19 protein-coding genes are annotated in these 25,857 nt (G+C 47.2%); 5 read left to right on the top strand and 14 right to left on the bottom strand.

Annotated features, from left to right (window positions below):
• Window positions 1-261 precede the first annotated feature (261 nt).
• From HCZ42_RS00785 to HCZ42_RS00775, 3 genes are read right to left on the bottom strand one after another with little or no spacing between them, the layout of a single operon-like run.
• Window positions 262-3,069: an Hsp70 family protein gene (locus HCZ42_RS00785; protein WP_167418890.1), complete on the bottom strand. Its 2,808-nt coding sequence runs from the start codon at window positions 3,067-3,069 to the stop codon at window positions 262-264.
• A 51-nt stretch (window positions 3,070-3,120) separates the two neighbouring features.
• Window positions 3,121-5,064: an Hsp70 family protein gene (locus tag HCZ42_RS00780; protein WP_167418889.1), complete on the bottom strand. Its 1,944-nt coding sequence runs from the start codon at window positions 5,062-5,064 to the stop codon at window positions 3,121-3,123.
• Entirely contained in the window at window positions 5,064-5,696 is a 633-nt protein-coding gene (locus HCZ42_RS00775; protein ID WP_167418888.1) for a DUF2760 domain-containing protein, read from the bottom strand. The genes HCZ42_RS00780 and HCZ42_RS00775 overlap by 1 nt, the downstream gene beginning before the upstream one ends.
• A gap of 286 nt (window positions 5,697-5,982) precedes the next feature.
• Between HCZ42_RS00775 and HCZ42_RS00770 the strand changes: the two genes are divergently transcribed.
• Together HCZ42_RS00770 and HCZ42_RS00765 are read left to right on the top strand one after the other, a co-directional pair.
• Window positions 5,983-7,545: a CHASE domain-containing protein gene (locus tag HCZ42_RS00770; RefSeq protein WP_254868857.1), complete on the top strand. Its 1,563-nt coding sequence runs from the start codon at window positions 5,983-5,985 to the stop codon at window positions 7,543-7,545.
• Between the two features lie 89 nt (window positions 7,546-7,634).
• Window positions 7,635-8,165 carry a 3'-5' exonuclease gene (locus HCZ42_RS00765; RefSeq protein ID WP_167418887.1) on the top strand — a complete coding sequence of 177 codons (531 nt, stop codon included), beginning with the start codon at window positions 7,635-7,637 and terminating at the stop codon, window positions 8,163-8,165.
• A gap of 74 nt (window positions 8,166-8,239) precedes the next feature.
• On the opposite strand, the gene HCZ42_RS00760 is transcribed toward HCZ42_RS00765, so the two are convergent.
• From HCZ42_RS00760 to HCZ42_RS00750, 3 genes are all read right to left on the bottom strand, one after another.
• Window positions 8,240-8,692 (bottom strand): TerB family tellurite resistance protein, encoded by a 453-nt coding sequence (locus HCZ42_RS00760; protein ID WP_167418886.1) that lies wholly within the window; start codon window positions 8,690-8,692, stop codon window positions 8,240-8,242.
• Between the two features lie 75 nt (window positions 8,693-8,767).
• On the bottom strand, window positions 8,768-10,672 hold the full coding sequence (locus HCZ42_RS00755) for an alkaline phosphatase D family protein (RefSeq protein ID WP_167418885.1): 1,905 nt from the start codon (window positions 10,670-10,672) through the stop codon (window positions 8,768-8,770).
• 3 nt (window positions 10,673-10,675) lie between these two features.
• On the bottom strand, window positions 10,676-11,041 hold the full coding sequence (locus HCZ42_RS00750; RefSeq protein WP_167418884.1) for a hypothetical protein: 366 nt from the start codon (window positions 11,039-11,041) through the stop codon (window positions 10,676-10,678).
• A 109-nt stretch (window positions 11,042-11,150) separates the two neighbouring features.
• Here HCZ42_RS00750 and HCZ42_RS00745 point away from each other — a divergent pair, with 109 nt between their 5' ends.
• The 3 genes from HCZ42_RS00745 (at window position 11,151) to HCZ42_RS00735 (ending at window position 17,136) form a co-directional block, all read left to right on the top strand.
• Window positions 11,151-12,479, top strand: coding sequence for a MipA/OmpV family protein (locus HCZ42_RS00745; RefSeq protein ID WP_167418883.1), 1,329 nt, complete (start codon window positions 11,151-11,153; stop codon window positions 12,477-12,479).
• Between the two features lie 122 nt (window positions 12,480-12,601).
• On the top strand, window positions 12,602-16,537 hold the full coding sequence (gene hrpA, locus HCZ42_RS00740) for an ATP-dependent RNA helicase HrpA (RefSeq protein ID WP_167418882.1): 3,936 nt from the start codon (window positions 12,602-12,604) through the stop codon (window positions 16,535-16,537).
• 101 nt (window positions 16,538-16,638) lie between these two features.
• Window positions 16,639-17,136, top strand: a complete 498-nt coding sequence (locus tag HCZ42_RS00735) for a porin family protein (protein WP_053408417.1) — start codon at window positions 16,639-16,641, stop codon at window positions 17,134-17,136.
• 55 nt (window positions 17,137-17,191) lie between these two features.
• Here the strand turns inward: HCZ42_RS00735 and HCZ42_RS00730 are convergent, their stop codons facing one another.
• The 8 genes from HCZ42_RS00730 to trpD all read right to left on the bottom strand — a co-directional run bounded on the left by HCZ42_RS00730 (window position 17,192) and on the right by trpD (window position 25,852).
• Entirely contained in the window at window positions 17,192-17,836 is a 645-nt protein-coding gene (locus HCZ42_RS00730) for a lysophospholipid acyltransferase family protein (protein ID WP_167418881.1), read from the bottom strand.
• Between the two features lie 9 nt (window positions 17,837-17,845).
• Window positions 17,846-18,778 carry a phosphatidate cytidylyltransferase gene (locus tag HCZ42_RS00725; RefSeq protein ID WP_167418880.1) on the bottom strand — a complete coding sequence of 311 codons (933 nt, stop codon included), beginning with the start codon at window positions 18,776-18,778 and terminating at the stop codon, window positions 17,846-17,848.
• Window positions 18,771-19,451, bottom strand: coding sequence for a CDP-alcohol phosphatidyltransferase family protein (locus HCZ42_RS00720; protein ID WP_167418879.1), 681 nt, complete (start codon window positions 19,449-19,451; stop codon window positions 18,771-18,773). The genes HCZ42_RS00725 and HCZ42_RS00720 overlap by 8 nt, the downstream gene beginning before the upstream one ends.
• A 181-nt stretch (window positions 19,452-19,632) precedes the next feature.
• Complete coding sequence (locus tag HCZ42_RS00715; RefSeq protein ID WP_167418878.1) at window positions 19,633-20,889, bottom strand: dicarboxylate/amino acid:cation symporter; 1,257 nt, start codon at window positions 20,887-20,889, stop codon at window positions 19,633-19,635.
• Window positions 20,890-21,347: 458 nt separating this feature from the next.
• On the bottom strand, window positions 21,348-22,154 hold the full coding sequence (gene trpA / locus HCZ42_RS00710) for a tryptophan synthase subunit alpha (RefSeq protein ID WP_167418877.1): 807 nt from the start codon (window positions 22,152-22,154) through the stop codon (window positions 21,348-21,350).
• The gene (gene trpB, locus HCZ42_RS00705) at window positions 22,154-23,344 is read right to left on the bottom strand and encodes a tryptophan synthase subunit beta (protein WP_167418876.1); all 1,191 of its coding nucleotides are present in this window, start codon (window positions 23,342-23,344) and stop codon (window positions 22,154-22,156) included. Before trpB ends, trpA begins: the two co-directional genes overlap by 1 nt.
• 57 nt (window positions 23,345-23,401) lie before the next feature.
• Window positions 23,402-24,829: a bifunctional indole-3-glycerol-phosphate synthase TrpC/phosphoribosylanthranilate isomerase TrpF gene (gene trpCF / locus HCZ42_RS00700; RefSeq protein ID WP_167418875.1), complete on the bottom strand. Its 1,428-nt coding sequence runs from the start codon at window positions 24,827-24,829 to the stop codon at window positions 23,402-23,404.
• Window positions 24,830-24,853: 24 nt separating this feature from the next.
• Window positions 24,854-25,852: an anthranilate phosphoribosyltransferase gene (trpD, locus tag HCZ42_RS00695; RefSeq protein ID WP_167418874.1), complete on the bottom strand. Its 999-nt coding sequence runs from the start codon at window positions 25,850-25,852 to the stop codon at window positions 24,854-24,856.
• Window positions 25,853-25,857 lie beyond the last annotated feature (5 nt).

Genomic DNA, 25,857 nt, shown 5'->3' with positions numbered 1-25,857 from the left:
AGATCCTATTTTTATTGTTGTTAATGGAATACCAGTGTTGAGCAGCGACAAGCTGAAACTTGATAGGATGTTTTACATCGTAATCGTTTTATCAACATTAATCACTATATACGATGTGATACAAAAAGTTGGATCAGGTTACATTTTGTTAATGTTTGGCGGAGCAAGAGAGGTGACAGGAAATCGTTGAAAATGCCAGTTCTGAGCTGGGTATTAAGAGCGATTTGTCAGTACATGAAATGCTGACAAATCGCATTATCATCAATGGTTAACCAGAGTTAGACCACTTGGCAGTGCATCTCCGAATACGCGTCTCGACTCACTTTCAGAAAGTTCTGACACTTCTTCGACAAGCGTCACCCAAGAAGGTGAAACTTTACTTTGTTTAAGTTTTTCCAATACTTGATTGCGAAACTCATCGGAAATATCGAATAATCTATCACCTGTTTTACGGCAAATCATCACCGCAGCAAAGGCGATCATTGGCTCTTTCTGCCAATTCTTATCCAATAGTTTCGGCAACCACTGCTCTGCTTGCTCGCGAGGAATAACATTGTGTTGGCTACCGTAAAGTGGCGTGCGTGAAGCCAAGCGACCTAAAGCCCACCAGTGCGCTTGTTCAAACTGGTTAGAGTTGAGTGCTTTATTTAGGAACCAGCTAGACAGCAACACTTTGTCTTCGACTTCCAGATGTTCTAGTGAGGCCGCAAGACGTACCATCGACTCGTAACCCATCTCCTGAGCCGCTTTTGCCGACTGAGGATTTTTCATCGCACCTGGATGAAGATACTTTGCGATATCAGCTAGGATTGTTTCTTGCTGTTCTTGGTTCAAACCACCGGCGATGCGACGCCAGAACACCCACCAATCGGTCCAACCTTGATGGTTTTTAAATTGAATGCTTTGTTGGTAGAGCCCCCAAACTTGCTCGATACGCCAAGAGTCCGTTGCGTCACCAAAACCGGGACGCAATGAGAAACCTGCCAAACGTAACCAGTTTTTTTCGTGTTGCTCAGAACGGCGACGGCGTTTGCGACCTTGAGCAAAGGCATCGAACAACTGGCGCAGCGTTGCAAAGTCCCATTCGTCGCGCTTACCGAGCTTCTTCTCAAGATCCTTGGCTAGCGTTTTGATCTCTTTTGAATCGGCACTCTTCTTATTGCCGCTGTAGATGCGTGTGATCAGCTCTTTACATTCAGTAAGGCGAGGGGAGAGCACTTCTTCTTCGCCTTGTTCTGCTTTCTGGTTCCGTACCTCGAATTCAAGTGCCCAGCGTTTCGCGTCGTTATCGACGCTGACGCATTCCATTTTCAGTGTGCCGACTTCCGTTAACTGACACGCTAGTTGGACCTCAACGCGTTCCTTTTGGTTGGCTTGAAGCTCGGCTCCTTCACCTTCCAAGGTGGAGATGTAAGGTGGCAGCGGGGCGAATATATCTGGGTCAACGTCGACCATGACGCCGTTTTGAATCTGGGTGTCGTTGGTTAATGTGTCATGTGTTGAAGTCAATAAATTAAAGCGTACTGGTTCGCCAAGCGTTAACGAGAAGCGACGACCACTTAAACGGATCTCGTGACCTTCTTCAGTTCCTTTGGCGAGTAGACAAAGTGCTTTGCCCATTTTGTTCTTTTCTTGAAGATGCAAGAAATACGAACGAGCGGCACCACCGCCAATTTTGAGTTGCGCACCACGGCGCGCTTTACCAAATGCTACGGCACCTAACGCCACAGACCAATCTGGGTGAGGGTTGTCTAACACCGTGACAGGAGCACCGCGCCAGTTAGAGAGTAACTGTGTGACTCGTTCCGTGACAAGGTCACTATTAAACACACCACCGTTAAGAAGTACACCGACCGGGATAGCCGGTTTGCTAGTATCGTCTTGACCAAGTGCTGCGTAGGACACTTGTTGGTGTAAGCCCAAAAACTCGGCCACGTGTTTGCTCACCGCTGGATCTGCTACATAAGGGAGGCCAAACTCAACCACTGCACTACGACGTTTATCTGGTGTTTGTGAGAAGTCGGAAAGCGGGAAGAACCCATCCAGCGCAATCTGATGAACTTCTTGCTTGGTTAGGCCGATACTCTTAGTGCCACCGAGCAGTTTCGAACCGCTGCCTAGCATCGTGATTTTCACTTCATCCGGTGCGCCAGAAGAGAGTAACTGCTCTTTAGCTTTGCGGGTTTGTTGGATAAGTTTGGTAAGGCTAGCGGCGTTGAGCTTTTTACTCTGACTGAATCGGCTTTCCGCCAAGTGAGCGAGGGCTAAGTCAAGGTTGTCACCACCAAGCATCAAGTGCTCACCAACGCCAATACGGTCAAGCGCAAGTTCACCTTGATTGAACTTAGCTTCGATCAGGCTTAAGTCAGTGGTACCACCACCAACGTCACAAACAAGTATCAATGGCAGGTCTTTTAGCTCATCTGCCGCCGTTTGCTGGTGGCGAGCATACCAGTCATAGCACACGGCTTGTGGTTCTTCGAGTAAGACAATCTTATGTAGGCCTGCGAGTTGCGCCGCTTCTAGTGTCAGTTTACGTGCGGTTTCATCAAACGATGCAGGTACCGTAACCACGACTTCTTGGTCTTCAAGCTTGTTACTTGGGTTGCGATAGTTCCATGCTTGGCGGATATGGTTAAGATAACTCGCACTGGCGATAACCGGAGAAACCTTGTCGACATCGCTCGCGCCTGCCCATGGCAAGATATCTGAGCTGCGATCGACCGCTTGGTGTGAGAGCCAGCTTTTCGCACTGGATACTTGGCGACCTTCTACTTTTGCGCCCAGCTCACGTGCCCACTCACCGACGATCAAGTGTTTGATGTCGCCTTCGACAGGTTGTTCGTCCCAAGGTAGTGTGAGGTCGTTTGGTGATATTTGACCTTCTGCTGGATGGTAGCGGAAAGAAGGGAGTAGGGGTTTACGTACTACCTCTCCTGGGCCAATCAGTTGGTCAATGTCGAATAGGGATACTTTGGATTGTTGTAAATCGTCGGTAATTTCACAGAAGGCGACAACCGTATTGGTGGTGCCCAAGTCGATACCGACAAGGAAACGAGGGGATGCCATGACAAAACCTTATTTAAAAACGGCACCCCAAAGGATGCCGTTTGAATTTACTTATTGTTCTTCGTTTGAATCTTGTTTGTTGTCTTCGCGGACATCAAACTCAACGTGCCATTTCTGACCGTTGTCGGCTGCGATCGCCTCTAGGTAAAGTGTACCTAGTTCAGTAACGCGAGAAGCCAGAGTGACAGGGACTACTTCACCCTCTCGGCGACCTTCAGAAACGGGTAGTGTTACCTGAATCTCTGGTAACTCTTCCAACTCGTCTTGTCCCCAGTGGTCTAGGTGTGTACCAGCTGGATCATCGCGACGAACCGTAGAACCAAAGAACTGGAAGTTAACAGGTTGACCGATGATCAAACCAAACTCTTGGCTTGGGACTTCAACGCTCGAACCTTCTTCCATACCAAACGGAGCGACACAAAGTGCTTCCATTGGTGGCGCCATGCCCGGAATTGCAGGCATCGCGCTTTCAATACCAACATAGTAGCTTGATGCAATACCGCCACGGATACGCACGCCCTGACCACGACGTACAGAGCCGTAGTAAGATGCGCCGCATGCAACCGCAAGGTCAAGGTCAACGCCCGTTAAGCGTTTTGCCATTTCGCAATCAGCGTCGATAAGCCATTCATTGATGGTGTCTTCAAGACGATCAGACAACAGTTGTGACTTAAGTACACCACCGTTAAATAGAATCGCCGTTGGTTTGATGAAATCAGCTGATCGCGCTTCGCCACCAGGCATACCCGGCATATTTGCGAATGGATTGAAATCTTGCGTTGCTGCCGATTCGCTGTTATTTCCAGCAATAGAAAGAGCATTCACTTGTTTAGACAAGAACGCCGCGATATGACGAGTGATACCCGCATCCTGAGCGTACGGCAGACCCATTTGCGTTAGTGCTCCGCGGTTACGTTGAACTGGGTGCTCAGTAACCGCGATTTTAGGGAAGAAACCGTCAACCAGAGTTTGCTGAACTTCTTCTTGTGTTAGTTCCGTTTTTAACGTTGCGCCAAGCAGTTTAGAGCCGCGACTAGGAACAACGATTGGCACTGATTGCAATTCGCTGTCATTCAATAGCGCTTCTTTTGCATCTCGGCAAGCGTGTGTCATCGCCTGAACTTGCCATGGCTGTAGCTCTTTGCCTTCTTGCGCGAGCTTCATTTTCAAGCGGTATGCAAGCGCAAGGTCCATGTTGTCACCGCCAAGCAGGATGTGCTCACCTACTGCGATGCGGTTAAGGGTTAAGTTGCCGTTGTCTTCTGTCACTTCGACCAAAGAAAGGTCCGTGGTACCGCCACCGATATCAACCACCAGCACGATATCACCAACTGACACTTCGTCGCGCCATTTGTCGTTGCTATTATCGATCCAGTTGTACAGTGCCGCTTGTGGCTCTTCTAAGAGAGTCAAATGCACCAAGCCAACGTTACGAGCAGCTTCTGCTGTTAAGTCACGTGCCGCTGGGTCAAACGACGCTGGTACGGTAATCGTTACGTCTTGATCAGACAGAGAATCATTTGGATGAGCATGATTCCAGACATCTTTTAGGTGCTCTAAGTACAGTTCAGTTGCGCGAAGTGGTGATACTTTCTCGACTTCTTCTGGGCTGCCCGCTGGCAAAAATGCATCGCGGCGGTTAACACCACCGTGGCAAAGCCAAGATTTCGCACTCGCCACCAAACGAATCGGCGTTTTAGAACCTAGGTTACGAGCGATTGCACCCACTAATGCTTTCGGCTCGCTTGACCATGGCAATACGCGTGATTGCGGGTTCATTTCGTGCTCGTGTGGTTGGTACAAGAACGAGCCTAACTGGCTACGCGTTTCTACTGTGCCAGGTGCAGTAAGTTGCGGAATTTGCATCACTTCGACGCGTGCGTCTTCATCGTGAGTATCAACGTAAGACATGACACAGTGCGTGGTACCTAAGTCGATACCAACGCTGAATTTAGGTGTTTGTGGCTGCTCAGCCACTGGGTTTTGATGTTCCATTACAGCTCAACCTCTGCAGGAGCGATAACCGACGCATCGTAGTTTTCAGCCAGCTTAGGTAGGTTCATCGCGCTCGCTTTCCAGCCTTTGTGTACTAGCGTACCGCTAAATGGCGCCTGACCCGTTACGTTACCCGTCAAGCGAATTTCTTGAGGGTTGAAGCCTGCTTCCACTGTAATACGAGTTTCTTCGTCTTCGTTGCGAATATGCTCAAGCGTTACGTAGTCGTTTAGGACTTTTTGACCACCAGTGTGAATAACGCGAGCCGCAGCGCCCACTTCGTCATCTGAGAATGAAGTTAGGTCTTCTTTAAGGAAATCAATTAAGCGCGCTTCTTGCTGCATGATAGATAGCAGTTGCATTGCTGAGTCAGTAGATGCGGTTGCAAGTTTAGATTCCACTTCGACAACTTTCTCTACCACTTTTTCTACTTCGACAACTTTCTCAACTTCAACGATCTTTTCGACAGGCTTTTCTACTTCAACGATTTTCTCAACCGGCTTTTCTACGACTTTCTCGATAACTTTAGATTTGCGAGAAACTGCAATCAGCAGCAAAAGAACACTAGATGCCGCTAAGCCAGCATGTAGCATATCGAACGTTTGAGGGATCATTTGTAAATCGAACGTCATGACATTTCTCTTATGGTTACTATTCTGGAGAGATTGACTCAATCTCTAGATTGGCTATCCCTGCAATAGGAGGCCAAATTATGATAATAAATTGGGGCAAATAGTATCACATTCAATCTTTCACGCTTGTAGAAATCTAGCTTTGCGCCCTGATTTGTCAGTTGACTGATGTATTTTTATGCGCTTTTTGTCATGATTTTAATCTAGACAGTGAACTCTGCGCCGTTTTTTCATGCAAAAGTTTAGAAACGCTTTATGTTGCTGATTATCTGACTATAAGATTAAGATGAATGAGAATAAAACGGCTTACTACAGGTTTATGCGAATCCCGATTCCGAGAAAGATTCTTTATCCAATTTTGGCTTTCTTATCGACCGTACTGGTAACTGCGGTTTTAGTTTATTTTGCCTTCCAGTCGCAGTTAAGATACGCCAGCGATCTGTTTAATAATCTTGCTGAACAACAAGCGGGGAATTTACAGGAAGTGTTGGAAAGTGACTTGCACTTCATCGGCACAGGTGCCAATTACTTCCACTCCACCAAACCAGAGAATTGGGATACCTTTCCTGTCTTTGCTAAAACGCTACTGTCGTCCTCAGATACCTTAATCGGTTTACAGTGGATGCGCAGGGTAGAGCCGCATCAGCTACCTAAATATACCGCCGAAATGCGCGAGGCTTATCCTGACTTTACGCTCTATACCGTCCCTAAAGACGGACCGAAGACATTTGGCTATATCATGCCGCATAACGAACCAATTTATGTGGTTTCGGATATCTACCCGATGAGTGACGCCAATATCGGTTTATTGGGTTTTTATTCTTCTCGCGTTCGCTTCCAACTGGTACTGGATGGGATTCGTGCAATGGGCCAACCAAGCGTGTCTGATAAGGTGCGCTTATTGCAAGATGGCTTAGACCGTTCGCTAGAGAAAACAGGCTTGTTGGTTTATCACCCGGTGTTTGACCAAGAGTCAGAGCAGAATCTGATCGGCGTTGTGGTAGGGGTGATTCGTACCACCAATTACTTTAAGAACTTAGTGACTCGAACCGCTTCCGGTCAGGACCTACTGATCAAGGTCACTGACATGGGGTTTGATGCCGAAGATGATCCTGTGCTCTATCAAAGTGAAGGCTGGCAAGAAACTCAAGGGATGGAGATCAGCAAAACCGTCAAATTGCCTAACCGCGAATGGATTGTGGATTTCAAGCTCGCGGAGCGCTTTACCAACAACGATTTATTAGTCCAACGCAGCGTATGGATAGGCGGTTTGGTGATCGCGTGCCTGTTTAGTTACATCGTATTTCTGCAAGTCAGAGGTAAAGAGCGCTTGTCAGTTTTGCTTGATGAGCGCACACAAGAGCTGCAATTTATGGTGGATCACGATGCGTTGACGGGGCTACTTAATCGCCGCGCGTTTAACGAAGAACTGCAGGCGAGAGTGATGGATGACAAGCTTTTTGCTTTGGCAAGTTTTGATATCGACAACTTTAAGCAGATTAACGACAGTTTCGGTCATACGACCGGTGACGAAATGTTGGTCCACATTGCACGCGAGGTGGAAAAGCATCTGCGTCCGGATGAGCTCTTTTTCCGCACGGGCGGCGACGAGTTCAATATTATTTCTAATATCACCGATTACAAAGAGCTGTACGAGCACTTAAATGATATTGGTCGTGCGGTATCGTCGTCTTATTTGTCATTTGGCAACTTAAAAGTGCGCAGCTCGCTTAGTATCGGTGGAGTCGTCAGAACAACGGAAAACGCCGAAGATAGTGTGCAAATGGCCGATACCCAGCTATATAAGAGTAAGAAAGCAGGTCGCAACAGCGTTACGGTTGCAGAATAACTAAGCACCTAACGCGGCAAAATTCGAATTGTGCTGAGTTCTGATGTAGAATCCCGCCTTTTCGAAATAATGACAATGAAAGGCGAGTGATGAACCATAACCGTATAGTTTGCTTCGATCTAGAGATGTGTTGCTGGAATGAAAACGGGGTCGGTACCACTGGTGAAATCATCGAAGTCGGTTTGGCTGAAATCGACCTAGTAAAAGGCGAGATCGTCAAGCGTGCACAATACTATGTTAGGCCAGAGCAAGATGAGGTTTCGCTGTTCTGTTCTCAATTAACGGGTATCACGCCAAGGAAAATCGAAAAACAAGGTCGTCCGTTGGCTGGAGTGATCAAATCTATGATCAAAAACTTCGGCGGTGCGAATAAGATTTACGCCTCTTGGGGGCGGGACGACATCGTGTTGGCACAAGAGTGCGAGCAAAAAGGTATTGAGATGCCCTTTAGAGAGTTCATTAACTTGGCAACACTTTACCGAGTGCAAAATCGTCTTAAAGATAAACGCATTGGCCACAAAGCGGCTCAAGAAGCCAAAGGTATTGAATGGGAAGGACGCCAGCATTCTGGATATGTGGACGCCTACAATCTGGCGAAGCTCGCATTAACCATGCTGTAAATTAAGACCTACTGAACATAAAAAAGGGGAGCTGAGGCTCCCTTTTTGCGATCTGGTTGTTGGTGTAGCAAGTCTCAAGACGACGGATTGGTCACTGACAGTTTAGCGCGAATAAACTCACTGTGGTCGACATAGAGCAATTCTGCTGTCTTTCTGATCACCGCATCTTCTAGCGGGTCGATTTTTCCGTCCGCATTGGCCACTTCCCACATCGCTTGTATCAACGCAAAACGCGTTTCCTGACTAAGCTCTCTCAGCTGTGAGGTAAACTCGTATAGCGATGCGGAGTTGCTGCGAGCCACTTGAGCGCGATCCAATAATCCTTGTGCAGCAGCCTCGTCGAGCCCAAGTAATTTACCTAGCAGACTAAATTTGGCTTTCGTTTCCGCTTCGTCAACTTGGTAGTCTGCCCCCGCGACTTCCGACAATAGGCAAGCAATCGCTAAGTTGGGGTCTGCGGTCGATTGTTTACCTAAATCATTACCGTCCAGCAACTGCTTAAATAATTTAGTTATCGAATTGATCATATCGTGTATCTCTTACGCCTTTATCTTTATAGATAGTGATTAATGGTTGGGATCACAAGTGGCTTTACACAACACTTACTTTTCACTTATCGGCGGGAAATCGATTTCTTGCCCATCGGCAGTCAAGATTGAAATGCGCTGAGGTTTTCCCTGACTGTCCAGTTTTAGCTCGCCAATTGCACTGATGTTCACCAAGCGACGCCTACCTGGCGTGTTCGGGTCACGCTTTTTGATCTTCAAACGCTTACGTTTGGTGAAGAAGTTTAGTAGCGAGCGGGGTGAGTAGAGCAGGCGGTCTGCATGGTCACAAAATGCCAATAAAGGCTCAGGGAAATTATTTTTAAAACCGCTACAGGTAATTTGGTAGATGTTTGGGCTACTTTTGCGAAAACGCAGTTTAATGTCGTACGCGAAGGAGTAGTGAACATCACCGGAAAGGATCACAAAGTTGGTCGGGGTTTTGGTATGAGTAAAGATACTCAGCAGAGTATTGGCACTGCCCGGATGTGCCATCCAGTTTTCTGCATCGACCACCAGAGGATGACCAATGCTGGTCATCGCCCGCTGTAAGGTTTCAATGAACTTAACACCAAAAATCGGTGCGGCTGAAACGACAATCACTTTGTCTTGATGCATTAGCTCTTGTTGAAACTCGATCAATGCTTCCCAGTCCATCAAGCCGGATGGTTTGTTCATGCGTGATTCTGAACGCCAGCGTCGTGTTCTTGTATCGAGCACCACCACTTTCGGTGAAGTGTGAATGGTGTAGTGCCACTTCTCAAAGCTATACAGGTATTGAATAAATTCGTCTTGAGTATCGCTGTTTGGCTGCGAGAAATAGGCGCGCGCGAAGTCAAAGAACTCGTCGTTAAAGTTATCCGGCTCGTTCCCCCAACCTTGGCATAACCAGTAAGCGATCAACCCGTTGCCAATAATGCGTTTGGAAAACAGGTTGGTGTAAGCGGCTTTTTCCCAACCGATCGTCAGATTCCAATCATCGGTGACGTCGTGGTCATCGAAGATCATATAGGTCGGGATGTGGGCGCTTAACCTTTGGCTGCTGGGTAAGCCTTGAATAAATCCGTCTAAGTTGTGTTTTTCTTCACGCCAGACTTGCTGCCAATTGGGTTCTATCTGCTTACCGTTGAACTCAAAGCCCTGGTCAAGTAAACGACTTGGGTTTACCAGTTTCCACAACACAGGTGACCAAGTCAGCAGATACATGGCAAAAAATTCAGCGAAGGTAATCAAGTGGTTTTCACACTCTTTAGAACTAAATATCGGTACATTCCACTTAGGGATAAGTTTGGTGATTAAGCGACCATCATCAACGTAGTGGGGCAAAATCTTATCGCGCCCATAGATGTAGTCTGGATGCGCGCGCAGTTCGTCACTGTTTGCAATCGGTGCATCTTGAAACGATTCCCCGGCCAATCCGAGCAAGTCAATTACCTGATCGATTGCGTCTAATGTTGCTCCTGCCACATGGTCTGCGTAGATCTGATCGCCACTCATCATCAATAAATCCGGACGCTTTTCAAACGGCAATTGTGCGACCTTTTTGTCGGCAGCAACGAGCGCATCTGCACTGGAATGATGTGGATTACGGCAAGAGCCATGTAGCACGTAGTCGGCCTTGTCAGAAATCACGATGGTTAATCGTTTTTCGTTTTCATACAAAAGCTCAGGAGAGAGCGTCGATATCGCGCCGTGTTGCGTCTCAAACTCGTACTCAAGTGGCTGATTAAGTGGGAAATCACCCGTGAAGTTCGCCAGTGTGACCACCGCGTGTTCGCCCACTTGAATGGACTCACAGTGGTTTAGGTCAGCACTGAATATTTCCTGCTTTGTTTGGTGTCGGTAAAGTTTGAAAGCGCCTTGGATTGGCTCGCGGGTAACGAGCCAAAAGACCAGCTGATTTGATGTCGTTTTACGCAGTATTGGACCTGCGATGAGGAAAGGAATCGTTTGTGATGTCATTGATTAATCAGCTGGTTTTTCCATCAGTTCAGGGTTTTCAAGTAACTCAATGACTTCCGAACTAGAACGCTCGTGACCCATTAAGAAAAGTGCAAGCATAGCATCTGCTTTGGCGTTTGTATCTGAACCTTCTTCTAGGATTTGTTTTACGCGTTCACGAATAAGTTCTATTTCGTGCTCGACAAAGCCTCGTCCTTCTTCTTCGCCTTGGTTTTCCTCAGGCGCAGAGTCAAACTCAAGAAAGAGCAGGTCGTTTTCTTGTTGCACGTTAACCAATCGTTCTGGTAGCCAGTATTCACCGCAAACCACCTCAGGATCAGTGTCAATATTAAGTGAATTCAGTAAGTTCTTTAATTCAGATGCTTTCACAATCGTCAGCTTTAGTAGATTATACGCTTTTATATTAACGGCTTAGTACCAAGAAACATAAGTATTAAGACGCTCAGTTGGTTAAAAACTGAGTTGTTGGAAGCAAAAAATGACAAAACAGTGGGACTTTTCTCGCTTCGTAGTAGGGATGTGCGTTGCTTGCTTTGCATCTCAATCATCAGCAACCGAGTTACTTGACTCAGATGAACAGGAATGGGGAATTGCAGCAATGTATCGCGTTGCGTCAATTCCGTTCGATACCGACGATGGTGATCAAACGGTCAGCACGTTTGTTCCGATGATTTTCTTTGACAATCAATATGTGTTTTTAGACGGCACAGAAGGTGGTTTACACCTATTCGATAGCGAAGACAAAACATGGCAGCTTAATACGCTCGCAAGACTCCGATATGTTGACCTGCCAGCGTATGTACAGAACGCCAATGAAGGTGACTCTTCCGATTTCGGTTTACAGCTTCGCTATCAGTTTGACGACAACTGGCATGCAGACACTGAGTTGATGACAGACTCGGAGTTTCGATTGCACGGTAATCTTAAAGTTGCCGGTGAGTTTGAGCAGGGCAGTTGGAACGTGAAGCCACATTTAACCCTGCGGTATAAAGAAGCCGATTTTAATAGCGCTTACTACGCGTTTTCAGACCGAACTGGTGACCGCATTGGCGCGGGGGTTGACGTAAAACTTGGGGTAGACGCGCGCTATCACGTAGTATCAAACCTTTATTTACTTGGTTCGACGAGCGTAACCCGTTTTGATGACAACGCTTACGACTCCCCGCTGATGAACGACCGCTATCAAGGCGAAATGTTTGTTGGTTTCGGCTTCTTTAATGACAAAACCGCCGAGCGAAAGTGTCAGATTTCAAACAAGTCTTATCTGCGTTTTGCGCATGGTTGGGCAACGCCGTCAAACATCGGTGAAATTTTTAAGTTCCAAAGTGAAACCGACCCGGAAAACAACCAGATGAGCTCGGTGTTTTATGGCTACCCGTTAACCGACGAGCTTTTTGGTTTACCAATCGACATTTATTTAACGCCGGGCGTGGCGCATCATTGGTCGTCGGATTCTCAGTCGAGTTCGACCGAGTATGTGGTGGCAATGAAGGCCTATTATACCTTTAACTGGCCGACGCAGTGGCGATTCGGTGTTGCAGAAGGGGTGTCATACATCGACAGCATCACTAACATTGAGCAGACGGAAATGGATGAGAAAGGTTACACGCCAAGCAACCTACTGAACTATCTAGACTTTTCTGTAGATGTGAATGTTGGTGATTTGATTAATGTCTCTGACTTGAAGAACGTGTGGCTGGGGTATTCACTCCATCATCGCAGTGCGATCTTCGAAAAAGCGTCTCAATTTGGCCGTATAAAAGGTGGCAGTAACTACAACACGCTCTATCTTCAGTACCACTTCTAAGAAACAACATTGGTTAAACAACGCCCACGGCTATTTGGTTGTGGGCGTTTTTATTTAAATCGCACCCATAGCTTATGTTACAATCCGCGCAGTTTTATCGATACAAATGAATAGGAAACGCTTTGACCTCGTCACAGCCCCCAAGAACAGATTCTAAGGCGACTGAACAACAGGTTCAGGCAAACACGCCCGCTTCGTTACGCAAAGCCCTACAACAATGTATGCTGCGTGACCGCTTTCGTCTGAACAAACGTATTTCCGGAGCAAGTAAAATCAAGAAAGAAGCTTCGCGTAATGCCGTGTTTGACGAAATCGCGTTGGATATCGCCAAATCTATGATGGAAGCGGAACAAAGAGATAGCTTTAAACCGACTATCGAATATCCAGAAATTCTTCCTGTTAGTCAGAAAAAAGCGGATATTGCTAAGGCGATTGAAGAGAACCAAGTGGTTATCGTCGCAGGTGAAACAGGCTCGGGTAAAACGACTCAGTTGCCTAAAATCTGCGCTGAGCTTGGCCGAGGCAAGTTTGGCCTGATTGGTCACACTCAGCCACGTCGTCTTGCCGCGCGTTCGGTAGCTAACCGTATCGCCGAAGAGATGGAAACCAAGCTGGGTGAGTTTGTTGGTTATAAAGTCCGTTTTAACGACCAAATCTCGGAAAATACCCAAATCAAGTTGATGACCGACGGTATCTTGCTGGCGGAAATTCAACACGACCGTTTTCTTAACCAATACGACACCATCATTATCGATGAGGCGCACGAGCGCAGCCTGAACATCGATTTTATTCTCGGTTACTTAAAAGAACTGCTGCCGCGTCGTCCCGATCTGAAAGTCATCATCACTTCAGCAACCATTGACCCTGAGCGTTTTTCTCAGCACTTTAATGATGCACCAATCATTGAAGTCTCTGGTCGTACTTATCCGGTTGAGACACGTTATCGCCCACTAAGTGGTGATGACGACAATGACCGCGACCAGCTTGAAGGTATCTTTGAAGCGGTTGACGAGCTATGTGACGAAGGCTTAGGCGACATTCTGATTTTCATGAATGGTGAGCGTGAGATTCGTGATACAGCGGATGCGTTGTCGAAACGCAATCTGAAAAGCACCGAGATCGTTCCACTATACGCGCGCCTCTCTGCGGGTGAGCAGAATAAAATCTTCCAGCCGCACGCAGGTCGACGCATCGTCTTGGCGACCAACGTGGCTGAAACCTCGTTGACTGTACCGGGGATTAAGTACGTTATCGACCCTGGTACGGCGCGTATCAGTCGCTATAGTTACCGAACCAAAGTTCAGCGTCTCCCAATCGAACCAATTTCGCAGGCAAGTGCCAACCAGCGTAAAGGTCGTTGTGGTCGTGTTGAAGAAGGTATCTGTATTCGTCTCTACTCTGAGGAAGATTTCGCATCACGTCCTGAGTTTACCGATCCTGAGATCCTACGTACCAACTTGGCGTCGGTTATCTTGCAAATGACGGCACTCGGTCTTGGCGATATTCAGGCGTTCCCGTTTGTCGAAGCGCCAGACAAGCGCAACATTCAAGACGGTGTGCGCTTGCTTGAAGAGCTAGGCGCGATTAATGAAAACGCCAAAGATCCGAAAAAGCGCCTGACGGCCGTCGGTCGTCAACTTGCGCGTTTACCAATTGACCCGCGTTTAGCGCGTATGGTGCTCGAAGCGCCGAAATACGGTGCGCTGAAAGAAGTGATGATCATCGCTTCTGCGTTATCGATTCAAGACCCGCGCGAGCGTCCGAGTGACAAACAGCAGTCATCAGATGATAAGCATCGCCGCTTCTTCCACGAAGAGTCGGACTTCCTGACGTTTGTGAACCTGTGGGATTATATTCAGAAGCAGCAAAAAGCGCTGACGGGCAACCAGTTCCGCAAGCAATGTAAGCAGGAATATCTTAACTACTTGCGTATCCGTGAGTGGCAGGATGTTTACTTCCAGCTTCACCAAGCCATGCGTGAAATGGACTTCAAACTCAATGATGAGCCAGCGAGTTATCAGGGAGTACACAGTGCAATCTTGGTAGGTTTACTATCTCATATCGGTATCAAAGACCAAGAGAAAAACGAATACCAAGGCGCCCGAAATGCTCGTTTTCATATCTTCCCGGCATCCGGCCTGTTTAAGAAGCAGCCGAAATGGATTATGTCGGCGGAGCTGGTGGAAACTTCAAAGCTGTGGGGACGTATCATCGCCAAAATTCAGCCGGAATGGATTGAGCCACTGGCGAAGCATTTGATTAAACGTAGCTACAGCGAACCGCATTGGTCGAAAAAGCGCGCGGCTGTTATGGCCTACGAGAAAGTGATGCTTTACGGAGTGCCAATCGTGCCTAAGCGTTTGGTCAACTATGGCAACATTGATCCAGCTGTAAGCCGTGAAATTTTTATTCGCAGTGCGTTGGTTGAAGGTGAGTGGGAAACCAAGCACGCGTTCTTCAAGCAAAACCGCAAACTGCTGCAAGAAGTGGAAGAGCTTGAGCACAAGTCTCGTCGTCGCGATATCCTAGTGGATGACGATGAGCTGTTTGAATTCTACGACCAACGTGTGAGCACTGAAGTGGTTTCAGGCCGTCACTTCGATACATGGTGGAAGAAAGCGTCAAAAGAAAACAGCGAATTGCTCAATTTTGAAAAAGAGATGCTGTTTAAAGGTGACGCAAGCCATGTCACCGATTTAGACTATCCTAACTTTTGGCATCAAAACGGTCTTAAATTAAAGCTGAGCTACCAGTTCGAGCCTGGCGAAGATAACGATGGCGTCACGGTACATTTGCCGTTGCCAATCTTAAATCAGGTTGAGCCAGCAGGTTTTGATTGGCAGATCCCAGGTTTGCGTCACGAGTTAGTAGTTAGCCTGATTAAATCGTTGCCAAAAACCATTCGTAAGAATTTTGTCCCAGCGCCGAACTACGCGGATGCGTTTTTAGCGCGCGTGACGCCGATGGAAGCGCCTCTGCTTGATGCATTGGAAAAAGAGCTTCGCCGCATGACGGGGGTTGAGGTATTGCGTGAAGATTGGAATCTGGAGCAGGTACCTGACCACCTAAAAGTCACGTTCCGTGCGGTAGACCATCGTAATCGTAAGCTGAAAGAGCACCGTGATTTGCACGAGCTGAAAGATAGCCTGAAAGATAAGGTTCAAGAAACGCTGTCTAAAGTCGCCGATGACGATATTGAACAACAAGGGCTACACACTTGGAGCTTTGGTGAACTGCCAAAAGTTTACCAACAAAAGCGCGGTGGCTACGATGTGAAAGCGTTCCCTGCGATTGTTGACAGCAAAGATAGCGTTGAGATTAAGCTCTATGAGACCGAGCAAGAACAGCTTCAAGCGATGAAAGCAGGTCAGCGTCGTCTGGTTTTACTTAACGTGCCATCGCCAATTAAGTACTTACACGCGAACTTACCGAACAAGTCAAAACTAGGCTTGTATTTTAACCCTTACGGTAAGGTACTTGACTTGATTGATGACTGTATCGCCTGTGGTGTCGATAAACTGATCGAAGAGCAGGGCGGTTTAGTGTGGCAGCCAGATCAATTTGAAGCGTTAAAAGAGCATGTTCGCGCAGAATTAGGTGATACGGTTGTTGATATCGCAAAACAAGTAGAAACGATCCTAACGACGGCTTTTAGCATCAATAAGAAGCTGAAAGGAAAAATCGATTTCACGATGGCGTTTGCGCTCTCTGACATCAAAGCGCAAATTGAAGGGCTTATCTTTAAAGGGTTTGCGACGGAATGTGGTTGGAAGCGTCTTCCGGATATTCTGCGTTACATGAAAGCGATTGAGCGTCGAATGGAAAAACTCCCAATCGATCCGAACAAAGATCGCTTGCACATGCTTAAGATTGAGTCAGTCGCCAACGACTACAAAGAGCTGCTGAACAAGATTCCAAAAGGCGTTGCGGTACCGGAAAACGTCAAAGAAATTCGTTGGATGTTGGAAGAGCTGCGCGTGAGCTACTTTGCTCAGCAATTGGGTACGCCATATCCAATCTCCGACAAGCGAGTTAAAAACGCAATTGAGTCCTGTTAGGCATAACAATTGCATAATTATAAATAATCATTAAGTAAATTGACTTGATAGGCAGCAGTTTGCCGCACAAGCTGCTGCCGAGTAACTAGAGAAGGTTCATTATGAAAAAGACACTATTAGCGCTAGCTCTGATTGGCGCATCAGCAACAGCTTCTGCGGACTCATGGATTTATGGTAGCGCGAGTGTCGGCCAAGCTGACCTAGGTGGTGAATCAGCATCTTCATACAACGTGCACGTGGGTACTGGTATTCTTCCATTCATCGGTTTGGAAGCGGGTTACCAGACATTTGGCGAGTTTGATAATGCGAAATACGACAACAAAACGCTAGACCTTGACGGTTCAGCGGTTTACTTTGCTGCAAAGCCAAGCATCGACTTCGGTCCTCTACATGTTTACGCTAAAGCAGGTCTTCACTCTTACAAGCTAGAAGATAAGAGCGCTGGCTTTAAAGAAGAAGAAATCAATACTATGTACGGTGTAGGCGCTGAATACTTTATGATGGGCCCAATCTCTTTAGGTGCTAGCTACAACGTATACACGTTAGAAGAAGACGAAATCGAGAACTTCTCTCTAAACGCCACTTTCCACTTCCTATAATGTGAAAAGTCTTTAATGAAAAGCCCAGCAATTTGCTGGGCTTTTTTGTGTGGATTTACTCGTCGTAATTGGTCACGATGCACTGCTGCGCGAGCTCAACATATTGCTTTTGCATGCTGCAAAGGAAGTCATCGGCATCCGAAAACTGCTCGATGGGCTCTCCAAGGACGACATCACAATTAAACGGAACAAACATTGCCGTCCCTTTCGGCAAAGCGCGGCCTAGTCCTCGCATTACCACTGGAACAACAGGGCAGTTAGTGTGCTCTTTGGTCAGATGGTAAATGCCTTTTTTAAGACCACTCATTACTTCAGGCTCGCCACGACTGCCTTCTGGAAAGATAATCAAAATATCACCATCTTCTAACGCGCGATGGCATTCATCGAAGATAGCGTCTCGTTCGCTTTTCGACGGAGAGCGGCGAATCGGAATGATCCCCAGTACATTCAGCGATAGCCAAGTGGTCAGTTTGTTCTTGAGGAAGTAATCCGCCGCCGCGACGGGGCGCACTTTATGCACCAAGCTAATAGGGAAGAGTGCGAGTAACACCAAGGTGTCTAAATGGCTGTTGTGGTTGGCGGCAACCACAACCGGTCCTTTTTCTGGTAGATGTTGGCGGTGGATAATATTCAGCCCTAAGCCAACAAAGACCAATGGCTTTACGAATAGCAGGACAAACAGAATCTTAAGTAACTTCATTTCGTCCTCTTAATAGTAAAGGTAATAGATGTAGTGGAAAAACAGCGGTGCGGTAAACATCAGGCTATCGATACGATCCAGAATCCCACCGTGACCCGGAATAAACTGGCTGGTGTCTTTGATCTTAAGGTCGCGTTTAACTGATGAAATAACCAAGTCGCCGATAAAGCCGCTGAACGCGATGATCATCCCGGCAACGATACCTTCAAGCGACGTTAATGGCGTAAGGTAAGGGGCGAAGAAATAACTGGCAGCGATAACCGTTGCCGCGCCGCCGATGAACCCTTCCCATGTTTTATTAGGGCTGACTTTAGGCACAATTTTGTGTTTGCCAAGGCTCTTGCCCCATACGTACTGGCACACGTCGTTAAACTGAGTGAACACCAACAAAAACAGCAACATACCCATTGAGCCTGCATCGGGGTTTTTACTCGGCAACACCAGTAAATACGCCATGTGGCTGACGCAGAATACCGTCAACATCAGCGCCCAATGAATGATGCCCGCAGAGCGAATAAAGCCCTTGGTATCACCAATCAACACCGCCACCATAGGTAAGTACAGGAACATGTAAACTGGAATGAAGATGATGTACATGCCGTACCAACCGATGGAAAGCCAGTAGTAATGGAACGGGATCGATAAATACGCCCAGAAGATAATTCTGCGGTCGGTCATGCGTGTTGGCACAATGGAGAGAAATTCTTTAAGCGCCATAAAGCTAAGAAAGGCGACGAAAACCAGCGTATATTGAAGCGGCAGAGCAAGCACAACGAAAACAATCCCAACCATCCACCACCAAGAGCGAATACGTAGTTTTAGCTCGTGGTAATCCTTGTCCGGATTTTTGCGTGACAGGAATAGATATGTAAGAGTGCCAATGATGAGCGCTAAGACAATCGTCGCCATCATATGCAGAGAATGAGCAGGAACACTAGTCATTGGTCTTCTCCGCGAGTGCGCCATTTTTAAGCTGATAAATATGAATCAATCTGCGCCAGCAAGTCACGAGACAACCAAGCGCCATAATCATGAGTGCAATATCCATCAGGTTCAACGTTTCTAGTTTGATAAAGCTAAAGAATTGGTCTGCGAACATAATCAAACTGGTAAAGGTAAGCAGTGCCATGCGATGTTGTTTTGCCATCGGGCCGCGGAAATCAGCTGGGCAGCCCATGCTGACGCCTAGCACGCGGATATAGGCAGTTAATACAGCCAAAACAGCCGTCAGCCAAGCTAAGTGAATTGCGTAAGGATTCAAAGCGATACAGCCCGCGCCTAAGATAATCAATAGGTCGGCGAGCCTGTCAGGGGCGTCGTTAAACAGTTCACCAGCAGCGGACTGTTTGCCACCTTCTACCGCAACCATGCCATCAAACAAGTTACACAGTAGACGCATCTGAATTGCAACGGGGAAGAGTAATAGCCAAATCATGTTGGAGTAGCTGAAATACAGCGCACCAAATAACAAGGCGAGCGCGGCAAATAGGATGCTTAGTAAAGAGATCTGGTTTGGTGTGATGTTTTTATCACAAATCCAGACGGCAATTCGTTTGGTGAGGGAAAGGTTTCTTACTGCCAGTGGGCGGCGATTCGCTTCTTCATTCTGTTCCATGACGTGACGGCTCCATTCTAAGTCTGCAGCTATTATAAGCATTGCATATCAAAAGGTAACGACGAAGGTTCAGAAAATCAGTGAGTTGTATCGGATCTGGAAGGCAAGTAGTTTTTGCAAAGCGAAATAAAAACAGAGCCACTGTAAAAGTGGCTCTGTTATTCAAAGTATTCGCAGGAAATTATGCTTCTTGCTTTGCTGGTGCAGCTTGCGCTTCTTCTTCAATCAAAGAGTCAACGATTACCGCACACGCAGCATCACCAGTGATGTTTAGCGCCGTACGAATCATATCGAAGATACGGTCAAGTGCGAACAGTAGTGGCAGACCTTCGATTGGAATACCAGCCGCTAGTAGTACTGCTACCACTAGGAAAGAAGGTCCAGGGACACCTGCTTGACCAACGGCACCTAGAGTCGAAGTCACGATAATCGCGATGTACGCGCCCATGCCTAAGTCGATGTTAAACAGCTGTGCAAAGAAGATTGCGACTAAACCGTAGTAAATCGCGTTACCAGACATGTTGATTGTCGCGCCTAAAGGCAGAACAAATGACGCAGTAGAGTTTCTCACGCCTAGTTCTTTCTCACACGTATCCATTGTAACAGGAAGTGTTGCCATTGAAGATGCGGTAGACAGTGCAACTGCTTGTGGCTTCTTCATCGCAGTTAGGAATTTCTTCGCAGAGGTTTTAGTGAATATGTGCACCATCAGTGGGTAAACCACAAAACCGAAGATAAGAATAGCGGCAACGTAAACAACGAATAGCTTAAACACTACCATGAGTGCGCCAAAGCCGAATGTACCAACTGCTTCTGCCATCAGACCAAATACGCCGATGGGTGCGATGACCATGACTTTGTTGATCATCCAAACCATCGCGTCAACGATGCAGTTAACGCCGTTGATGATTGGTTCACGACGCTCTTTCGCTTGCTTAGAAATCGCAATACCAAAGAACATACAGAATACTAGGATCTGTAGGATGTTTGCTTCGTTCAGTGATTGGAAAACGTTGGTTGGGATCATGCCAGTGATGGTCGCCCAGAAACTTGGTAGTTCACCTTTTGAAGCGTACTCAGATGAGAACATGCCTTCAACGCCAGAAACGTCAATGCCTGTGCCCGGTTGGAATACTTCGCCCATCAATAGCGCTAGTGCTACTGCTAGTGCGGAAGTTAGGCCGAAGTAGCCTAGTGTTGTTAGACCAACTTTACCTGCTGATTGGCTATTACCCAGACCTGCTGCACCAGAAATCAGTGCTACTGCAACCAAAGGGATAACCAGCATTTTAATTAGGTTGATAAAAATTGCGCCTAACGGTGCAAACATCGATGCGCTGTGACCCATGAAGGCACCAACGGCAGTACCCGCGATCATAGCAATAACGACTTGCACGCCAATGTTGCTTAGTAAACTCTTATTTTGTAACACTTCCATAACCTCTGTGCTAATAAAATTTAAATTTCCAGAATTACCAACTGAACAAAAACTCAAATTCGGATGATAATTTCGTCTTGCTTTGTACACGTAATTTTTACAATTGGCAATATCAGTACGGGGGTTATTGATAAATAAATCGATGATTCATTGACAGGTGCTAACTTTTTGTTCGTTGGCAAACGATTGCTATTTGTTTTGCTAATGATTTGCGCCTAAAAACGCTATTGAGATGGATGAGTTTGATTTTGTGAAAATCTGGTTAATGTTAACAATTTGTTCAATTGAGATAGATTATTGAGCGTGCAGTGGAGTATGTGTCCAGTTGAGCTTCAAACTATTGGGTAGGTCGTTTTTTATTCAAGGTTGTTAAGGCCCACCAATGCTGGATAAAAGAAAAGCGCCCAACAGAAATATCCTGTTGGGCGCCTAGGCATTGAGTTATTTGTTTGAGTGTTTTATTTACCCGTCGCCGCTTTCATTGCAGAAACAAACTCAGACAGTTTCTCTAGCATCTGCTCAGGTTGCTCGACGTGACTTTCAATGATTTTCACTACTGCAGAGCCGGAAATTGCGCCTGCGGCACCAGACTGGATAGCCTGTTGAACTTGCTGCGGCTCAGAAATACCGAACCCTAGCAGCGACGGCGGAGCGTCAAATTGGTTGAGTCTACTCAGCATGTCACCCACGGGCATATTGGCTTTGGTTTCTGCGCCAGTCACACCTGCACGAGAAAGTAGGTAAGTGTAACCACCGCCAAGTTCTGCAACAGAACGAAGCGTGTCATCAGACGCGGTTGGTGGAGCGATGAAAATAGGCTCAATACCATGTTTTTTCGCCGCTTCGACAAACTCGCCACTTTCGTTGGTCGGGACGTCTGCAATCAATACAGAGTCAATCCCGGCTTGAGCGCAGCGCTGGTAAAAGTTATCGATACCACGTGCGAACACTAAGTTAGCGTACATCAATAGACCGATCGGTAAATCTGGATTATTAGCACGGATCTTCGCGATAAGCTCAAAACAGATATCTGGCGTTGCACCTGAATCTAGCGCACGAATGTTTGCCCCTTGAATGGTTGGTCCGTCTGCTAATGGGTCAGAAAACGGAATGCCTAGTTCAAGTGCATCGGCGCCAGCAGCAACCAAGGTTTCCATAATCTTCAGCGATTGTTCTGGGTTAGGATCGCAAACCGTTACGAACGGTACGAACGCGCCTTGTTTTGCTTCATTTAGGCGCTCAAACATAGCTTCATAACGACTCATTAGATCACTCCTTTTTCTTCTAAGATGGCGTGTACAGTGAAAATGTCTTTATCACCGCGACCCGATAGGTTCACCACTAGTAATTGTTCTTTCTCAGGGTTTTCACGCGCCATACGTAGAGCGTGCGCCAAAGCGTGAGAGGATTCTAAAGCAGGAATGATTCCTTCACTACGAGCCAGTTCTTGGAAAGCTTCCAATGCTTCGTCGTCGGTGACGTTGTCATATTCAGCACGACCAATGGCGTTGAGGTGAGCGTGCTGTGGACCGACTGACGGGAAATCAAGACCAGCAGAAACGGAGTAAGACTCTTCAACTTGACCATTATTATCTTGCATTAATGGCGCTTTCATACCAAAGAAGATACCCGTTTTACCGTGTTTAAGTGGCGCGCCGTGTTGGTCGGTATCGATACCTTTGCCTGCAGGTTCAACGCCAATCAAACGAACTGATTCTTCTTCGATGAAGTCTGCAAACATACCGATCGCGTTCGAACCACCGCCGACACAGGCGATAACCGCATCAGGTAGACGGCCTTCACGTGCTAGGATTTGATTCTTGGTTTCTTCACCGATCATACGTTGGAACTCACGTACAATTGTTGGGAATGGGTGAGGTCCAGCAGCCGTGCCTAGTAGGTAGTGCGCTTCCTCGTAGCTACCTGACCAGTCACGTAGCGCTTCATTACACGCATCTTTAAGCGTCGCAGATCCTGAGTGTACTGGGATAACTTCGGCACCCATCAGTTTCATACGGAACACGTTCGGGCTTTGACGTTCAACGTCTTTTGCGCCCATGTACACGCGACATTTCAAACCTAGCAGTGCACAAGCCAGTGCCGTAGCTACACCGTGTTGGCCTGCGCCTGTTTCAGCAATGATCTCATTTTTGCCCATGCGTTTTGCGAGCAATGCCTGACCAAGAACCTGGTTAGTTTTGTGCGCGCCACCGTGAAGTAGGTCTTCACGTTTTAGGTACAGTTTGGTTTTGGTGCCTTTTGTCAGGTTGCGCGTCAGTGTTAGCGCAGTCGGACGGCCTGCGTACTCTTGTAGCAGACCCATAAACTCGCTACGAAACTCTGGGTCAGCTTGTGCGTCGATAAACGCTTGCTCTAACTGCTCTAAAGCCGGAACTAAGATCTGCGGTACGTACTGACCACCGTATTCACCAAAGTAGGCATCTAGTTTTGCCATGTTTACATTCCTTTAATCTGTATTGGTACGAAGATTCACACCAGTAAAATTCGTTAATCAGTAGTCGCGTATTGCAGCGAAAGCTTGTTGCAATTTCGTGGCGTCTTTTTTACCCGGTGAGCTTTCAACGCCCGAGTTAAGATCCAATCCAAGACAGCCTTGTTGCGATGCTTTCTGAGCATTGAATGGAGTAATACCACCCGCTAACATCACCTTTGACGGGTCGCCAATCAAGCTCCAGTCGAACACCAATCCTGTGCCGCCAGTTTGAGAACCAATCTTGGTATCGAGGAGATGGCGGTCAACGTTTGCGGTCAATAGAGCTGGCTGTTGGTCGCGCACACCGTAAGCTTTCCAAATCTCGACATCGCTATCCAGTTTCGCTCTTAGTGTATCGACAAAGTCTTGATCTTCATTGCCGTGTAATTGCACCGCTTTTAGTCCCAGTTCCTTGACTGCCTCGACCACAAAATCCACTTCTTCGTTCTGGAATACGCCCACATAGTTTAGTGGCGCGCCACTCATGACTAGTCTTGCATTTTCACGTTCAACATAACGCGGTGAGCTTTTGACAAAAATAAGGCCGCCAAAAACCGCGCCAGCTTGATACGCTTTGGCTGCATCGTCAGCGTGGGTCAGGCCGCAGACTTTGTTTGCGCCAAGGGTAATTTTGCGTACCGCTAGCTCAAGGTTGTCTTCTGCCATCAAAGAGCTGCCAATCAGGAAGCCATCGGCATAGTCGACTAAATCACGAACCTGCTGATGGGTATAGATGCCAGACTCGGAAATTACCACTGCCTCTGGGGCTAACTGACGAATGGTAGGTGCTAACTCTTTGGTGCGATTCAAATCCGTACTGAGATCGCGTAGGTTGCGGTTATTAATGCCAATGACTTTTGCTCCTAATGCCACTGCGCGGTGCAACTCTTCTTCATTACTCACTTCGGTCAGAACCCCCATATCGAGCGAATGAGCGACCTCAGCGAGCGTTTGATACTCTTCGTCACTCAATACCGAAAGCATCAACAAAATCGCGTCTGCAAAATAGTGACGAGCCAGATAGACTTGGTAACTATCGATCATGAAGTCTTTGCACAGCACAGGTTGAGATACCTGATTGCGAACTTGCGGCAAAAACTCGAACTGACCTTGGAAATACTTTTCGTCAGTCAACACCGAAATAGCACTGGCGTGTTTGTTGTATACCGATGCAATGTAATCAAGGTCAAAGTCAGCGCGGATTAGGCCCTTCGACGGTGAGGCTTTCTTACATTCCATGATGAATGCCGTTTTATCGCCGCTAAGCGCTTGGTAAAAGCTTCGGTCTGACGGCGTTAAATCCGCTTGGAATGTTTCCAATGGCTGAGTTTTTTTGCGCTCAGCTACCCATTGGTATTTATCGCGAACGATTTTCGCCAACACTTCCGCCATCTGTGCTTCTTTCACAGAGACGTGTTCGGATAAATTGTCTTTTTTCTGAGTCATCTTACTTACCTATAGCGGAACGGGTTACGCGTGTTGTGCCAATTGTTTGACCAACTGGTACGCCTTACCAGAGTTCATCGCTTCGATTGCTTGCAGGGTATTTGCTTTGAGGTCTTCGTGTCCAAATAGACGCATCAGTAGTGCCACGTTTACCGCGACTGCGCCCAATTGAGCTTCTGTCCCTTTACCCGTCAGGATGTTGGTGATGATGGCTTTGTTCTCTTCCGGATCGCCACCTTTAATCGCCTCTAAAGGATGAGTATTAACACCAAAATCTGCTGGCGTTAAGGTGTATTCAGTAATTTTGCCATCTTTGATCTCAGCAACGGTGGTTTCACCGTGAATCGCCACCTCATCTAGACCGCTTCCGTGCACGACTGCAGCGCGCTTCATGCCCATTTGCAGCATTGTTTCCGCGATTGGACGTACGAGTTCTTTGCTGTACACACCCATCAGCTCAATGTTAGGACGAGCTGGGTTAATAAGCGGACCTAAAATATTAAAGATGGTGCGCGTTTTCATGGTTTGACGCACAGGCATCGCGTGTCGCACGCCGCCGTGATATTGCGGGGCAAATAGGAATGCAACACCGAGTTGGTCAACCGCAGTACGCGTATCTTCCGCGCTCATTGCTAAGTTGATACCGAATGAGTCCAGCAGATCAGAAGACCCCGACTTGCTCGAAACGCTGCGGTTACCGTGTTTCGCCACTTTTAATCCGCAAGCCGCAGCCACAAACGCGGCGGTGGTTGAGATGTTAATTGTGTCGTGTCCGTCACCACCTGTACCAACGATGTCGGCGAAGTCATAATCTGGGCGGGGGAAAGGGTTCGCGTTGGCTAGTAGTGCCTTTGCTGCACCAGCGATTTCATCAGGTGTTTCACCTTTGATTTTTAGCGCGGTGAGTGCAGACGCCATTAGAATTGGGTCTAGTTCACCACGAATAATCACGTCAAACAGCTGCTGGCTTTCTTCTTGAGTCAGGTCTTGTTGCTCGTAGAGCTTATTGATGATCGTTTCCATGATAA

Source organism: Vibrio hepatarius, assembly GCF_011806575.1.
Classification (GTDB): Bacteria; Pseudomonadota; Gammaproteobacteria; order Enterobacterales; family Vibrionaceae; genus Vibrio; species Vibrio hepatarius_A.
This window is presented reverse-complemented; position numbering and strand designations above follow the sequence as displayed.

Coding starts and splice junctions, on each gene's coding strand:
- HCZ42_RS00785 (WP_167418890.1), bottom strand. CDS start 3,069: ATGGCATCCCCTCGTTTCCTTGTCGGTATCGACTTGGGCACCACCAAT.
- HCZ42_RS00780 (WP_167418889.1), bottom strand. CDS start 5,064: ATGGAACATCAAAACCCAGTGGCTGAGCAGCCACAAACACCTAAATTC.
- HCZ42_RS00775 (WP_167418888.1), bottom strand. CDS start 5,696: ATGACGTTCGATTTACAAATGATCCCTCAAACGTTCGATATGCTACAT.
- HCZ42_RS00770 (WP_254868857.1), top strand. CDS start 5,983: ATGAATGAGAATAAAACGGCTTACTACAGGTTTATGCGAATCCCGATT.
- HCZ42_RS00765 (WP_167418887.1), top strand. CDS start 7,635: ATGAACCATAACCGTATAGTTTGCTTCGATCTAGAGATGTGTTGCTGG.
- HCZ42_RS00760 (WP_167418886.1), bottom strand. CDS start 8,692: ATGATCAATTCGATAACTAAATTATTTAAGCAGTTGCTGGACGGTAAT.
- HCZ42_RS00755 (WP_167418885.1), bottom strand. CDS start 10,672: ATGACATCACAAACGATTCCTTTCCTCATCGCAGGTCCAATACTGCGT.
- HCZ42_RS00745 (WP_167418883.1), top strand. CDS start 11,151: ATGACAAAACAGTGGGACTTTTCTCGCTTCGTAGTAGGGATGTGCGTT.
- HCZ42_RS00735 (WP_053408417.1), top strand. CDS start 16,639: ATGAAAAAGACACTATTAGCGCTAGCTCTGATTGGCGCATCAGCAACA.
- HCZ42_RS00730 (WP_167418881.1), bottom strand. CDS start 17,836: ATGAAGTTACTTAAGATTCTGTTTGTCCTGCTATTCGTAAAGCCATTG.
- HCZ42_RS00725 (WP_167418880.1), bottom strand. CDS start 18,778: ATGACTAGTGTTCCTGCTCATTCTCTGCATATGATGGCGACGATTGTC.
- HCZ42_RS00720 (WP_167418879.1), bottom strand. CDS start 19,451: ATGGAACAGAATGAAGAAGCGAATCGCCGCCCACTGGCAGTAAGAAAC.
- HCZ42_RS00715 (WP_167418878.1), bottom strand. CDS start 20,889: ATGGAAGTGTTACAAAATAAGAGTTTACTAAGCAACATTGGCGTGCAA.
- trpA (WP_167418877.1), bottom strand. CDS start 22,154: ATGAGTCGTTATGAAGCTATGTTTGAGCGCCTAAATGAAGCAAAACAA.
- trpB (WP_167418876.1), bottom strand. CDS start 23,344: ATGGCAAAACTAGATGCCTACTTTGGTGAATACGGTGGTCAGTACGTA.
- trpCF (WP_167418875.1), bottom strand. CDS start 24,829: ATGACTCAGAAAAAAGACAATTTATCCGAACACGTCTCTGTGAAAGAA.
- trpD (WP_167418874.1), bottom strand. CDS start 25,852: ATGGAAACGATCATCAATAAGCTCTACGAGCAACAAGACCTGACTCAA.